The sequence below is a fragment of the Streptomyces mobaraensis genome (genome assembly GCF_020099395.1).
In the GTDB taxonomy this organism is placed as follows: domain Bacteria; phylum Actinomycetota; class Actinomycetes; order Streptomycetales; family Streptomycetaceae; genus Streptomyces.
Genome location: NZ_CP083590.1, coordinates 5,350,545 through 5,364,034, shown reverse-complemented (window position 1 = coordinate 5,364,034; position 13,490 = coordinate 5,350,545). Strand labels below are relative to the sequence as shown.

General features: G+C 72.3%; 16 protein-coding genes and 1 pseudogene. 7 read left to right on the top strand and 10 right to left on the bottom strand.

The features are described from left to right. The first annotated feature begins 89 nt into the window (after positions 1-89). Positions 90-1,199 carry a PucR family transcriptional regulator gene (locus K7I03_RS23605; RefSeq protein ID WP_224347185.1) on the top strand — a complete coding sequence of 370 codons (1,110 nt, stop codon included), beginning with the start codon at positions 90-92 and terminating at the stop codon, positions 1,197-1,199. Between the two features lie 38 nt (positions 1,200-1,237). Here the strand turns inward: K7I03_RS23605 and K7I03_RS23600 are convergent, their stop codons facing one another. Then, the gene (locus K7I03_RS23600; protein ID WP_185940538.1) at positions 1,238-1,900 is read right to left on the bottom strand and encodes a PhzF family phenazine biosynthesis protein; all 663 of its coding nucleotides are present in this window, start codon (positions 1,898-1,900) and stop codon (positions 1,238-1,240) included. A 163-nt stretch (positions 1,901-2,063) separates the two neighbouring features. On the opposite strand from K7I03_RS23600, the gene K7I03_RS23595 reads away from it, so the two are divergent. Next, a complete protein-coding gene (locus K7I03_RS23595; protein WP_185940539.1) occupies positions 2,064-3,179 on the top strand; it encodes a hypothetical protein in 1,116 nt (371 codons plus the stop codon). Positions 3,180-3,351: 172 nt separating this feature from the next. Here the strand turns inward: K7I03_RS23595 and K7I03_RS23590 are convergent, their stop codons facing one another. After that, positions 3,352-4,308: an oxidoreductase gene (locus K7I03_RS23590; protein ID WP_185940540.1), complete on the bottom strand. Its 957-nt coding sequence runs from the start codon at positions 4,306-4,308 to the stop codon at positions 3,352-3,354. 80 nt (positions 4,309-4,388) lie between these two features. Between K7I03_RS23590 and K7I03_RS23585 the strand changes: the two genes are divergently transcribed. Next, positions 4,389-5,024: an acyl-CoA-like ligand-binding transcription factor gene (locus K7I03_RS23585; protein WP_185940541.1), complete on the top strand. Its 636-nt coding sequence runs from the start codon at positions 4,389-4,391 to the stop codon at positions 5,022-5,024. Positions 5,025-5,080: 56 nt separating this feature from the next. Here the strand turns inward: K7I03_RS23585 and K7I03_RS34390 are convergent. Both K7I03_RS34390 and K7I03_RS23575 read right to left on the bottom strand, forming a co-directional pair. Then, positions 5,081-5,293, bottom strand: a pseudogene (locus tag K7I03_RS34390) (DUF6255 family natural product biosynthesis protein); the annotation flags it as partial. Between the two features lie 14 nt (positions 5,294-5,307). Next, entirely contained in the window at positions 5,308-6,147 is an 840-nt protein-coding gene (locus K7I03_RS23575; protein ID WP_185940542.1) for an ATP-binding protein, read from the bottom strand. A gap of 222 nt (positions 6,148-6,369) precedes the next feature. Here K7I03_RS23575 and K7I03_RS23570 point away from each other — a divergent pair, with 222 nt between their 5' ends. From K7I03_RS23570 to K7I03_RS23560, 3 genes are read left to right on the top strand one after another with little or no spacing between them, the layout of a single operon-like run. Beyond that, entirely contained in the window at positions 6,370-7,191 is an 822-nt protein-coding gene (locus K7I03_RS23570; protein ID WP_224347184.1) for a helix-turn-helix domain-containing protein, read from the top strand. A gap of 5 nt (positions 7,192-7,196) precedes the next feature. Further along, positions 7,197-7,418: a DUF397 domain-containing protein gene (locus tag K7I03_RS23565; protein ID WP_185940544.1), complete on the top strand. Its 222-nt coding sequence runs from the start codon at positions 7,197-7,199 to the stop codon at positions 7,416-7,418. 29 nt (positions 7,419-7,447) lie between these two features. Further along, complete coding sequence (locus tag K7I03_RS23560) at positions 7,448-7,666, top strand: DUF397 domain-containing protein (RefSeq protein ID WP_224347183.1); 219 nt, start codon at positions 7,448-7,450, stop codon at positions 7,664-7,666. A gap of 199 nt (positions 7,667-7,865) precedes the next feature. On the opposite strand, the gene K7I03_RS23555 is transcribed toward K7I03_RS23560, so the two are convergent. The 5 genes from K7I03_RS23555 to K7I03_RS23535 all read right to left on the bottom strand — a co-directional run bounded on the left by K7I03_RS23555 (position 7,866) and on the right by K7I03_RS23535 (position 11,818). Continuing rightward, entirely contained in the window at positions 7,866-8,225 is a 360-nt protein-coding gene (locus tag K7I03_RS23555) for a hypothetical protein (RefSeq protein WP_185940546.1), read from the bottom strand. 379 nt (positions 8,226-8,604) lie between these two features. Continuing rightward, on the bottom strand, positions 8,605-9,339 hold the full coding sequence (locus tag K7I03_RS23550) for a dienelactone hydrolase family protein (protein ID WP_185940547.1): 735 nt from the start codon (positions 9,337-9,339) through the stop codon (positions 8,605-8,607). A 395-nt stretch (positions 9,340-9,734) separates the two neighbouring features. Further along, complete coding sequence (locus tag K7I03_RS23545) at positions 9,735-10,538, bottom strand: class I SAM-dependent methyltransferase (RefSeq protein ID WP_185940548.1); 804 nt, start codon at positions 10,536-10,538, stop codon at positions 9,735-9,737. Between the two features lie 235 nt (positions 10,539-10,773). Further along, complete coding sequence (locus K7I03_RS23540) at positions 10,774-11,247, bottom strand: GNAT family N-acetyltransferase (protein WP_185940549.1); 474 nt, start codon at positions 11,245-11,247, stop codon at positions 10,774-10,776. A 157-nt stretch (positions 11,248-11,404) separates the two neighbouring features. Further along, entirely contained in the window at positions 11,405-11,818 is a 414-nt protein-coding gene (locus K7I03_RS23535; protein WP_224347182.1) for a hypothetical protein, read from the bottom strand. Positions 11,819-12,223: 405 nt separating this feature from the next. Here K7I03_RS23535 and K7I03_RS23530 point away from each other — a divergent pair, with 405 nt between their 5' ends. Beyond that, positions 12,224-12,517: a GerW family sporulation protein gene (locus K7I03_RS23530; protein WP_224347181.1), complete on the top strand. Its 294-nt coding sequence runs from the start codon at positions 12,224-12,226 to the stop codon at positions 12,515-12,517. Between the two features lie 198 nt (positions 12,518-12,715). Here the strand turns inward: K7I03_RS23530 and K7I03_RS23525 are convergent, their stop codons facing one another. Further along, entirely contained in the window at positions 12,716-13,483 is a 768-nt protein-coding gene (locus tag K7I03_RS23525; RefSeq protein ID WP_185940551.1) for an HAD hydrolase family protein, read from the bottom strand. Positions 13,484-13,490 lie beyond the last annotated feature (7 nt).

Below are 13,490 nucleotides of genomic sequence, written 5' to 3'. Positions count from 1 at the left end.
CGGGGCCCCGGGAAGCGTCTGTCACCCTGATCCCTCGACCGGGCGCGTCAAGGAATCGTCAGGGGCGCGCCAAGAAAGCGGGAGGGTACGTGACACGGGAGGCATCGCCCGGCACCCGGGAGGAATCACCCGAGCACTACGTGACGGGCTACGCCGACATCGTCCTCGACGCCTCGGCCACCGGCCGCCGGCTCTGCCGGGAGGAGCTTGACTCCCGGCGCGCGCTCGGCGAACGCGCCGCCCGCAGCCCGTACGGGTTGCGGACGCTGATCGGCGCGCACCTCTCCGCCACCCGCGCCCTCACGTCCGCCCTCCCCCTCGCCACGGGAAGCCGCGACGCGCGGGCCGTCATGGACGGCGTCCTCTCCGCGGCCGAACAGGCCGTGGACGCGTTCGCCGACGGCTACGAGCGGGCGCGGCGCCTCGCCGTGCGCCAGGAAGAGGCGGCGCGCCGCGAGTTCATCGACGACCTGCTGCACGGGCGCGGCAACCTCGGCCGGCTGGCGGAGCGCGCCGAGCACGTCGGGCTGCGCCTCGCCCACACCCAGGCGGTCGCGGTGGCGGCCGGTCCCGAGCCGTTCGGTGATCTGCACCGCACCGCGCGGCAGGTGGAGGCCGCTCTGGGCGCGCGCTTCGACGAACGCCGCATCCTGCTGGCGACCAAGTCCGGCCGGCTGGTCTGCGTGGCCCAGGGCGATGGGCACGAGCTGCTGGACTTCTTCGCCGAGCGCGTCCTGGAGGCGACGGGCGGCCGGGGCCGGGTGGCCGTCGGCCGTCCCCAGCCGGGCCCGGGCGGCGTCGCCCGCTCGTACGAGGAGGCACTCGACGCCCTCGACCTGGCGGAGCGGATGGCGCTGCCCGCGCCCGTACTGCGCGCCGAGGACCTGTTGGTCTTCCCGGTCCTCACCCGCGACCGGCAGGCGCTGGCCGATCTCGTCCGGTCCACCCTCGGGCCGCTCCGGCAGGCCAGCGGCGGCGCCGAGCCGCTGCTGGAGACGCTGAACGCCTATTTCGAGGCGGGCTGCACGGCCGCCGAGGCGGCCCGGCGCCTGTCCCTGAGCGTGCGCGCCCTCACCTACCGCCTGGAGCGCATCCACCGCTACACGGGCACCGACCCGGCCGACCCCCTGCACCGCTACACGCTCCAGACGGCGGTCATCGGGGCCCGGCTGCTGGGCTGGCCGGCCCAGGAAGTCTGAACACGGCCGCCCAGGAGGCGGGTTCGCCGGTCACGGGATCACACCACCCGCTCCTCCACGGCCACCGCCCGCCCGCCGACCTCGATCGTCCCGTCCGGCAGCGGGCGTGTGACGATCCGCGAGCCGACGCCCTGCCGGATCTCCAGGGCGCGGCCGAGCTCGGCGGTGAGGACGAGGGCGGCGGCGCCCGTCGCCTCGTCCTCCGCGATGGCGTCGCCGCGGCGCGGGAAGGCCCGGGCGCGGACCCGGCCCGCCGCCTCGTCCTCCCAGGCCCAGGCGTACAGCCAGCCCTCCCCGGGCGGCGGTGCGGGCAGCGCGTCGACCTCCGCCACGGAGCCGTAGCGCTCCATGCGCCGCCCGGACGCCCACTCGGCCCGCCCGGCGATCCGGATGACGTCCCCGTCGCGGCGCACGGGCACCTCCCCGGCGGGCGGGCGCAGCACATCCGCTTCGGTGAGCAGTGAGGCGACGCCGATGAGCGGATGCCCGGCGAACGGCAGCCGGACGCTGGGCGTCCAGATGTCGACGGCCCCGCGCTCCGCGTCGTCGACGAACACCGTCTCGCTGAAGCCGAGTTCGGCGGCGAGGGCCTGCCGCCGCTCCGGTCCGGGGACGGACGCGCCGTCCAGGACGACGCCGAGCGGATTGCCGCCCTTGCCGCCGGGGCCGCGGAACACGCTGAGTATGTGAACGTGGATCATCGCGCCATTCAACAGCAGCGCGGGTCCGCGGAAATGGTGGGAGCCGCGTCGCCGGCCTGCCCGTGCCGGGCGCCCGGCCTCACTGTCAGTGCCCTGTGACAGGATGCGAACGCGTCCATGGGGGGGTGGGTCGCGGACTACTGATCAGCAGAGGAAGCGGGAGATGGGTGCGGGTACCGAGCCAGACGGCTCGTCCAGGTCCGACGAGGAGTGGGAGCGGTTTCTGCGCGAGTCGGCGGCGGGTGTCGCCGACGCGCCCAAGGAGCCGTCGGCGCGGGCCCGCGAGGTGGCGAAGCGGCTGCGCGCCGAGCCGGACCGCGGCCCGGAGAGCTGGCGCGGTTACCCGCCCGCGCGGCCCAAGCGGCGCACGGGCTGGTACGTGGCCGGGCTGCTGGCCTCGCTGGCGCTGCTGGTGGTCGCGCTCGTGCCCGGGCGGGTAGTGGACCTGTTCACCGGCGCCGACTCCACGCCGTCGGCGGCCGAGACCGGCCGGCCGGACCAGGCGCCCCCGGCGGAACCGGCCGGACGTCCCACCCTGGCCGAGCCGTTCCGGGGCTCGCCGGCGGCGCGCTGGGCGGACGGAGCGGCGGGAATCACCGTGCCGGAGGCCAGGGCGGTCGGCTGGATGAGCGCGGCCGAGGTCGAGCGGGCCCTCGCCCGCAGCCGGGACTTCCTCGTCGCGTCCGGCCTGGACCGCGGGGTGCTCCGGGGCGAGCGCCCCGAGAAGGCGATCGCACTGATCAACCCGCGCCAGAAGGACGTCCAGGACCTCCTGGGAACCGCTTTCCGGAACCCGGGCGAGAAGAACGACCCCCTCCTCCTCTTCAGCCGCTTCCAGCCCTCCCGCACCCGGCTGGTCGGCGACGTCGTGAAGACCCGGGGCCGGCTCACCTACCGGGAGGGCGAGCGCGGCGCGCTCCAGGTGACCGCCGACGTCACCTTCGTCTACCCCGTCACGCGCGCGGACGCGGGCGACGGCGGCGGGGCCGGCGGCCGCGACGGCGAGATCGTGCGGACGATCGTCCGGCGCGAGCTGGTCCTGAGCTGGGACGACCCCGCCAAGGTGGACACCGAGCCGGGCACGTTCTCGATCGTCTCGTACAAGTACGACATGACCAACGGCGGCTGTGGCACCCCCACGGGCTACTTCACCCCGCCCTTCGGCACCGACCGCCGGACGGACGGAGCCGGCCCGGAGGTCGACCCGTACGACCGCAGCGCGCCGATACGGCGGGGTGAGCCCTCCAGGGACGAGTGCGGGAGGGCGACGCGGTCCTAGCGGGCAGCACTCGGCGGAGGCCGCCTCGGCCCCGGGGGGTGACGAACGTCCAGCCGCCGATCCGCTCCCGGCACCGGCGTCGGGGCAGTCGGCCGAGCTCCGCGCCCGCCCCGGCGGCGAGGCGCACAGGTGCCGGCCCGTAGGGGACTTACAGCGCGACGTACACCGCGACTCACACCGACGCGGGCAGCGCGTACCGCACCCCCGTCGCCTCCTCCGACAGCTCCCACAGCCGACGGCCGGTGGCGGGATCGGCGGCGGCCGGGGCGAGTTCGACCTCCTTCGGGGCGCCGCGCAGCTCGCCCTTGCCGGACGGGCCGATGAACAGGCCGCCCGCCAGGCCGGGTTCGGTGGCGGCGTACAGCTGGGGAAGGGCGCCCTGCTCGGGGGTCTGGGCGAGGAGGGCGTTGCCGACGCGGCCGAGGAGGAGCCGCTGCAGGGCGCTCGACGACTTCATCTGGAGGCCGGAGGCCGTGTATCCGGGGTGCGCGAGCAGACTGCGCACCGGGCTCCCGGCCTCGGTCAGCCGGCGGTGCAACTCGCGCCCGAAGACCGCGTTGGCGAACTTCGACCGGTTGTAGGCGCCCATCGGCGAGTACCGGCGCTCACTGGTGAGGTCGTCGAAGTCCAGGCCAAGTCCCGCCTTGCGGTGGTTGACCGAGCTGATGGTGACGACGCGCGGGTCGCGCCCGGCGGCCAGCAGGTCGAGCAGGAGTCCGGTGAGCGCGAAGTGGCCGAGGTGGTTGCAGGCGAACTGCGACTCGTGGCCGTAGGGGGTGAGCGAGCGCGGCAGCGCCATCACCCCGGCGTTGTTGACGAGCACGTCCAGGTGGCCGTGGTCCGCGCGCATCCCGTCGGCGAAGGCGCGGACGGAGTCCGGGTCGGCCAGGTCCAGGTGGCGCACCTCTGGCCGCCGGGCGTCACCGGGCAGCTCGGCGACGACGTCCGAGGCCGCCCGGCGCCCCTTCTCCACGTCCCGCACCGCCAGGATCACGCGCCCGCCCCGGCGCACGAGCGCCCGGGTGGTCGCGAGGCCCAGCCCGCTGTTGGCTCCGGTGACGACGAACACCCGGCCGTCGAGGTCCGGGATCCGGTCGGCGGTCCACCGCCGCTGCTGCTCCTTTGTCATGCGACACACGCTGCCGCGCGTGTCACTCGGTGTCAAGATGTCGCTTGGTGCCACGCGCGCCACTGTGCCGGTACGATGGCGTGGTGACCTCCCGCCCCGGCCCCGCACCAGCGGCCCCCGCCGCCCTCAGCCTCGCCGAGCGCAAACGCCGGCTCGTCTCGGACGAACTGTCGGAGGCGGCCCTGCAGTTGCTCGCCGCCAAGGGGTTCGACGCGGTGACGGTGGACGAGATCGGAGCCGCAGCCGGCGTGTCGAAGCGGACCTTCTTCCGCTACTTCGCGTCGAAGGAGGACGTCGTCGTCCGCTTCCTCGCCGACATGGGCACCGGCATCCACGCCGAGCTCACGGCCCGCCCGGCCGACGAGCCGCCGTCCACGGCCCTCCGCCACGCCGTCTGGGTGCCGGTGGCCGCCTGCGCGGGCCACTCGGAACGCGCGTTGCGTGTGGTGCAGTTGATCCTGCGCACGCCCGCCCTGCTGGCCCGCCTCCTGGAACGGCAGGCCGAGTGGCGCGAGCACCTCGCCACCGAACTCGGCCGCCGCCACGGCCTCGACCCCGAGGCCGACCTCTATCCGCGCATGGCCGCCGGAATGGCCCTCACCGCTTTCGACGCCGTCCTCCGGCGCTGGAGCGACAGCGAGGGTGCCGAGGACCCCGCCGACCTCCTCGACCGGGCGTTCGCCGTCATCGCCCCGGCTCTCGACGCCGTGGGCTGAGCGGCGGGCAACCAGAACTCGGCGCTGCTGCGCCCCCAGCGGCTGAGGTGACGGATGGTGCGGGCCACGACGGTGGCGGCGGCGCGGTCCGCCCGCGCGGCGTCCTCGGGGGAGGGTTCGACGACAGGCGGCAGTTCGCGGGGCCGCAGGGCGCCGTAGTCGGTGAACCGACGCGTCCCGCACGCACGGCAGCGCTCCTCGCCACCTTCCGACTCCCATCCGTCGACGTGACGGCAGTGCCCGACGAGTCGCCCGACGGTTCGCTTCACGTCCACGACCTCCCTCACCGCGCGCCGTCGGCGCCGGGGCACCGGAAGGCGCGGCTACGACTGGGGCAGGCGAGCAGCATGAGCCGGACGATCCGTCCGTCGGCGGTCGACCACTGCAACGGCACCTTGCGTTCGCCGTGGTCGAGTTCTCCCCGCGCGTACCCGACGAGCGACGGCGCCGGCACCCGCGCCACGGGCGGTTCGGCGGCGAGCCGCGCCTCAAGCCAGGCGAGGCAGGCGCCGGTATCGGCGAGTCGGCCGACGTGCAGGGAGGCGGGTTTGCGCGCCCAGGCGGCGGAGGCGGCGTTGACGGCGGGCGGCTTGGGGCAGTCGGGGTCGGTCTCCTCGTCGCGCGTGGGGGGTTCGCCCCCGGCCCAGTAGAAGGCGTGCCAGTGCGACGGCGGCGCGGACTGCTCGACGACCGGGGTCCGCCGCTCGCCCACCGGCAACCGGCAGGTGACGACCTTCCCCCCACCGGGTGACCGCTCGGCACTCCACGCCCCACCGGTGAGCCGATCGACGATCAGCAACCCTCGCCCCTCCTCGCACTCCAGCACCCCGCGCGCCGCAGGCCACTTGACGGCGGGCAGAACGGAAGAGCCGTCCCGCACCCGAATGTGCAGCGCCCCACCACACACCCGCAGACTCAGCCCGCACTCCCCCTCCCCCACGTGCTTCACCACGTTCGCCAGCAACTCACCGACGACCACGAGGCCGTCGTCGACGACGTCCTCCGCCAGCCCCCACCAGCGCAGTTGCAGCCGCACAAAGCTGCGTACCTGCGGCAGCTTGGTCGGGGTGGGGACGAGGGCGAGCGACATCTCAAGCTTCAGGTCGTGCACAGGGAGGGTCATCGCAGCTCCAAGCGCGGGCAGCGCAACGCACCAGGACAGGGGCGGACTTCGGGTCACGCCGCGAGTGCGCTGTGTGATCGGTGCCATAGTGGACCGCCGAGGCGGAGCCGGGCAACTATTGCCGGTCAAGCAATACATTTCCGAGTGACTTGGCATATGCCAGGCTGACGGCCCTGCGGGATGGGCCATCATGCAGTCATGGATCAGAGGAGCATGCCCACCATGAGGAGCAAGCGGCTCGGCAACGAGCTGCGGCGCCTGCGCCGGGCCAAGGGGTTGACGGTCTCGGAGGCAGCCGTCCGGCTGGGATGCGGGCAGCCCAAGGTCTCCCAGATCGAGAACGGCAAGCGCGGCATCAGACCGGCCGATCTGACCGCGCTGTTGGACCTCTACGACGTGACCGAGGAGGGGCGCCGCCGGAGCATCAAGCAGCTGGCGCGCGACATCCACAAGGTCGACTGGTGGACGTCAGAAGGACCGTTGACCGGCAGCACCTTGACGGACTACCTCACGCTGGAGGTCGATTCCGAACTCATCCGCACGTACGAATCGACGGTCGTTCCGGGTCTGCTCCAAGCCGAGTCCTACTTCCGGCAAGTCATCACTCCAGCCAATTGCGGGGACGAGGCGGAGGCGCGCATCCAAGCGCGACTGAAACGCAAGGAACTTCTCGACGGCTACCCCGCACTTCAGGTCAGTTTCATCATCGATCAGCTGGCTCTGAACCGCATTCAAGGAAGTCACGAAGTCATCAGCGAACAGCTGCACCACCTCATCGACATGGGACATCATCCCAACGTGATGGTGCAGGTACTGCCACTCAGGGCGGACTTGCCGCCTAGGCAGTACGTGCCGTTCAGCCTTGCCCGCTATCGGGGAGAGTCGTCCCTCGAAGTTGTGTGGCTAGAGCACACAAACGGTGGCACGTTGCTGGAACAAGACCATGATGTGCGCATCTACCAACAGGTATGGGCAGAACTCACTGCAGCAGCACTCTCCCCTGCGGACTCCCGATCGTTTCTCCGCGAGCTCATAAAGGAATAAGCTCCATGAGGCCCATCCCCTCAACACCCGCCCGAATAAAGGCGGAGACGCGCTGGAACACCAGCAGCTACAGCGGCCACGCAAACAACTGCCTTGAGCACGGCGTGCTAAACGGAGCCAAACAGGCGGTCCGCGACACCAAGGACCCCGTCCGTCGCACTACACTCACCTTTCCCGCCGGTTCCTGGCAAGCCTTTCTTGAGGCCATCGCGCGCGAGACGCTATGACGACCGCTTCGACAAGCGAGGAGACACCGGTGACTGACCTGGAGCCCTCACGCTGCCGCCCTCAGCCGAGCTCATGGCGCACAAGCACGTACACCGGCAGGGACAACAACTGCCTTGAGCACGGCGTGCTGAACGGAGCCGAACAGGCCGTCCGCGACACCATGGATCCCGCCCGCAAAACCACCCTCACCTTCCCCGCCCCCGCGTGGCAAGCGTTCCTCAACGCCGTGGCGGGCGCGGTGATATGACCGCGCGCATCGGCCCGTCTACGGCCGTCGGCCGCTGTTTCGGGCTTGGGACTGGTGGGCTCGCATGGTGAGGTGTCGCGTATGCGTAGCCGACGTCGGTAGCCCCATGCCGCTGAGTGAGCTGCCGGGGGCGGTCGATCGCGGTTTGGGAGGATCTCGCGCGGAGCGCCCTCGTGGCGAGTGACCGGCAGCCGGCGGCTCACTCCTCCAGCGACGACGGCCAGACGTACCCGTACGCCTCGGCGCACTCGCGATAACCGCCGCAGACCACCGCGCCGTTCAAGGGGTGCGGGCGCTTGAGGGTGGCGACGATGCGGTCGGCCTGAACCTCGGGGTCTTCCTCGGTGACCGCGATCCCGACCATCAACTGGACGTAAGGATCGGCGCTCTCACGCGGAACACTCAGGGAGATCAGGACCTCCTCGGGGTTCGAGTCCCACACGGAGACCCAGAACGGGTCGCTGTCCCACTCGGCCAGGGGATTGGGCACGACGAGCAACCGCTTCTCCACCAGGTCCGCGACATCCCACGTCCGTGAAGGTCTCTCCGCTCGCGCCACGGTGCTCCTCTTATGCGAATCTGCGCGTCTGCGCGCTCCGGCGTGGAGTACGCGCAGGCCGTCGCCTTGGGCAAGATCGCCCCACCCTATCGGCGCGGCAGTTCGCCCTGCGGACATGGGCCACGGCCCTGTGCTGCGGGGCCCGCCGGCGCGGTGCGCTGCAGGCGGGCGCTGACGCTGCCGGCCTCGGCGGGCGGGAACGCCGTCCCGGTGATCGGATCGCGCGCCTGGGCCGGGGGGACGAGGAGACCGTCCGCGACGTGAACGCGCCGGTACCGGTGGCGGGAGAGGCGGCTCACCGGAGTTCGTCCCCCCGCATCCACCGGGTCGGCGGGCCGCTGCCGGCACCACGGTTCTGGCCGGTGGCCGAGCCGGCGCCTCAGCCGCCGGACAGGGCGCGGTCCAGGAGGGGGAGCAAACGGTCCCAGTGGCGTTTCAGCCCGGAGGCGCTGAAGGCGTCGGTGTCGGACATGGTGAAGCCGTGGACGGTGCCGGGGTAGATCTCGGAGGTGTGGTCGACCCCCGCGGCGTCCAGGGCCTGGTTGAGCTCGTCCAGGGCCTCGGGCGTCATGTCGCCTTCGGCGTGGGCGAAGTGGACCTGGGCGGTGAGCCGGGAGAGAAGGCCGGGCCCGTCGGCGCCCACGGGTCCGTGGAACCCCGCGACGGCGGCGACCCGGCCGGGGTGGGCCGCGGCCGTGCGCACCGCCAGGAGGCCGCCTATGCAGTAGCCGGTCACCGCGACCGGGCCGGCGCCGGCCTCGGGCTGGGCGGTGAGGAACCGGAGGTAGGCGTCGGCGTCGCGCAGGGCACGTTCGGCGGTGTGCGCCTCGATCAGGGGCATCAGCCGGGCGAAGACCGCGGGCCGGGCCTCTTCTCCGATGTGCTCGGGAAGCTCGATCACCGGTGCCGGGCCGTGCCGGTAGAAGAGATGGGGGACGAGCACGTAGTACCCGTGCCCGGCCAGTTCGTGGGCCAACTCCCGTATCACCGGCCGGATGCCGAAGCCGTCCGTGTACATCAGCACCCCTGGGTGCCGCTCGCCGTCGTCGGGGAAGGCGGCGAACGCGTCGGCCGTACCGTCCGGAGTGGGGAGCCGCAGTGACTTGATGGGCATGGGTCTCCTGTCGTGGTGGATGTGTCGAACTGTGATCAACACTGATCAACACGACGGAGGCGGGGCACGCGCGGCGGCGTCGGGTCCTCGCGCGGGCGGCGGGGCCGCACCGGCCCGTACGGCGCTCAGGAGAGCACCGGGTCACCGATCCGAGTGCGGCGCGAGGCCGTCCCGGTCATCATGGTCGGGCAGCGTAGTCCACCGTAACGAGCCGACGCCGGCGCGCAAGCGAAGCGTACGGTGCACGAGGACGCCCTCGACGGGCACTTGGGCACCGGACCAGGTCCACGCGCGAGCCCGTGAGCGAGCGGGATACCGGTCTCACGACCGCACGGCCGCCACCGCGCCTCGCACCGCCCCTCGGCCTGGCGCCCCGGCCCGGCGAACCGGTGCGGTCACGGCGCTGCGTAGTCGTCCGGGCCGGTGGCCGGAGGCGGCACCTCGGCGACGAAGAACAGGAAGCAGGGTGTGGTCGAAAGCCGGCGGAAGCCGTCGGGGAAGAGTTCACGGGCGGCCGGGTCGGGCTGTGGTTCGCTGATGGTGGAGAGGCGGAAGCCGGCGGTGGTGAAGGCGTCGGTCATCGCGTGCAGCGGCTTGCGCCAGAACTTCATCGGGACGGTCCGGCCGCCGAAGGTCCAGTCGAAGGTGTAGCTGGTGGTCGCGAAGTAGTCGGGCCGGGGTTCCCGGATCGTGTAGGCCACGAACGGGTGGTCCACCGACGCGATCAGCCGGCCGCCGGGCTTGAGGACGCGCCGCAACTCGGCCAGCGTCGGCCCCCAGTCCTCCAGGTAGTGCAGGACCAGTGAGGAGACCACGTCGTCGAACGTGCCGTCGTCGAACGGCAGGCGGTCGCGCAGGTCGGCCTGGTGCAGGTCCGCTTCGTCGCCGAGCCGTCGCCCGGCCAGGGCCAGCATGGCGGCGCTGGAGTCGACGCCGGTGACGACGGCGCCGCGGTCGCGCAGTGCCGCGGACAGGGGGCCGGAGCCGCAGCCGGCGTCCAGGATCCGGCGGCCGGTGACGTCGCCGGCGAGGTCCAGCATCGCGGGGCGCGCGTAGTACGCGTTGACGAGGCTGTGCTCGTTCTCCGCGGAGTACGCCTCGGCGAAACTGTCGTAGTCGTTCACCCGGGCCGTGTCCGCGGACCGGGCGGGGCGCTCGGGTACGGCGAGGCGCTCCGGTACGTCGGTTACGCGTTCCATCGTCGCAGCTTAGTAGCCACAAGATCCGCCGGACAGGCCCTGGATCACCTCCGAGCGGCCGTCGGCCCCGCGTGACAAGCGTTCCTGGATGCCCTGGTGGTCGAGGAGTTCTGACCTACCGCGCCGCCGGTGGCCGAATCCGGGATACGCCGTCCGTTCCGAACCGTCGCGTGAGAAGCCGAGCCGAGCCTGTACCGGCTTGCGCACACGACCCGCTCGCGCGAGAGCGCACCGCTTACCGCGAGCGGCCCGGCGCCCAGCGAAGCGTCATGTCGGGCAGGTTCTCCATGTTGCGCTCGCCGTCGGTGGTGTCGAGGACGGTGAAACCGTGGCGTTCGTAGAACGCGCGGGCGTCGGCGTTCTGCTGGAAGACGTGCAGGGACACCCCGTCGGGGCTGTGCCGCCTGACCTCGTCGAGCAGCAGCGTGCCGATTCCCTGCCGCCGGATCTCCGGGCGCAGATAGAGGTGTTCGAGCACGTCGCCGTCAAGGGCCGCGTAGCCGACGATCTCCGCGTCGCGCACGGCGACCCAGGTGCGGCATTGCCTGAGCAGGACGTCCCGGACCCACCGGGTCACCTGCTCGTGGCCGCGCCTCTGCGGGGGCAGATAGGGCATGGTCGCCGACCGGGAGGCCATGTGGATGTGCGCGATCACCGCCGCGTCCGCTTCCACGGCGCTTCGGATCCGAGTCCTGCCGTCGTCACTCATGTCGGGAACCTACAAGGCCGGCAGCGGCTCGATCCACCGGTCGGTCCGGTGGACGCCACCGGTCACCACACCGGCCGCGAGCCACCAGCCGCTTCGCGTCCGCGAGACCGGGCGGGGCCGACTTGGCCGTTCGAGCAGGAGCCGTTGGGCCCCTCGGCTACCCCACCCCGGAGCCGGACCCCTCGCTCGTCAGGGAGAGGTCCCCGGACCATGTGCCGCACCGGACGCGCGCGCCGGAGCCGAAGGTGAGCACCAGCGCGATCCGCCCGGTGCGCGGGTCCCACTCCTCGTCGACCGCCCGAATCGTTTCGCCGAGGTGGTCGGCGAAAGGCGTCTCGCCGCGAATCGGGGTCACTTCGACGCGGCCCGACTCGGCCATGTCGTACCCCGGGCCCGGGGCCGAACGGTCAACGATCAAGCACCAGTCGGACCCCGTCGTCACACGGGTGGAGACCTGTTCGCTGTCGATCAGCCACACGTCCAAGGGCCCGGACGGGGCTTCCGAGCCGTACAGGTGCCACGAAGCGACCACCTGCTCAAGACGTCGCCCGACCAGGTACGCGGGACGCACACCGGCTCCGTGCAACGGGCACCCGCTCGTTTCCCTCGGCTCCATCCGACGACCGTACCGCCCGGCGGAGCCCAGGCCACACGCCGGTCCGGAACAAGGCCCGGCCACCGAACGATCGCGGCTGCGCCGCTCCCAACTCGTCGAAGCGCTCGGAGCGCGCACGCGCCGTTCCTCGCGGCGACGGACCAGACGCCCCGCCTCCGACGGCACCGCTCACGGACAAGAAGCGCAGCAAGCATCACCAACTTCTGCCGCGCAGGGGACCGGCAACTACGCCTCCCCGACCGCTGGTTCGCGTCGGCTGCGGTGCGCCCGGCTCCCTGCTACGCGATCGTGCCACACACCCCCGTACCAGGCACCCCCATATCCTCGGAACCGCCGTACCCGCCTACCCGGAGGTATCCGATGTCCAGTTCAGACACGCCGGACCAGCCCGTCCCGCAGGCCGACACGGCCGCAGCCCTGATGAAACGCCTGGCCGAACAGCTCGGTGGCCGGGGCTCGGCAACAGCCGTCTTCGGCACCCCCGTCACCAGCGGCGGCACCACCGTCATTCCGGTCGCCGAGATCGCCTTCGGATTCGCCGGGGGCACGGGCCCCGAAGCCGGAGCCGCCCACACCGGCGGAGGCGGGATCGGCGCCCGCCCACGCGGCTACATCGAGATCAAAGGCGGCACCGCCGCCTACAAACCCCTCTGATCCCGCTGGATGGACGTCGCCATACCGCTCACCGCCCTCCTGGCGGGAACCGTCATGCCCCTGCTCGTCCGCCGCCTCGCCAAGCGCCGTCCTCACTGAACAACCACAACGACGAACCGGACGGCACCTCACGTACCGCCTTCCAGACCACGGGCGTCAAACCACGGGCGCCAAGCCACCCGCGCCAAGCCACCCGCGTCAAGCGACAAGCGTCGCCGCGGCCAGTTCCGCGATCTCGGCGGCGACGGCGGCCGGGTCGGGGGCGACGGTGGTGTGGGCGACGCCGTCCAGGTCCGGGTGGGTGCCGACGCGGACACCGTGCCGCGCGTTGCGCAGCAGGTCGAGGTCGTTGATGTCGTTGCCGAAGGCGTTGTAGTGGTCGATGCCCAGCGAGGTCAGGGCCTCCCACTTGGTGGTGGCGCCCGGGGCGAAGTCGATGAGCGCCTCGTCGAGGTGGTGGTTGACCGTCATCCCGAGCCGGCGGCCGGCTTCGGCGAGGGCGGGCATGTCGGTCGCGTCGACCACGAGGAACTTCACGACGGCGGGGAGGTCGGCGAGGTCGACGCGGCGGGCGAGGCGGCCCTGGTCGACGCGGCCGAGGATGGGGTGGTCGGCGGGCCCGGTGTAGGCGTAGTCCCATGGACCGTCGGCGAGGTAGCCCGCCTTGAACCGGGCGGCCTCGGCCAGGAGTTCGCCCAGGTCGCCGGCCTCGAACGCGGCCCGCGCCCGGACCCGGCCGTCGACGGAGACGAGGCTGCCGTTCCCGCCGATCAGCGTCGCGGCGGGGAAGGCCCCGCCGAGGACGGGCAGGAGGTCGCGGACCGGGCGGGCCGAGGCGAACACCAGGTGGTGGCCGGCACGTTCGCATGCTTCGATGGCGGCGAGGATCCGGCTGTCGATCGTCCTTCCGTCGAAGCAGAGGGTGCCGTCGACGTCGAAGACCGTGGTGCGCGCGCTGGTGATCACGACGGGA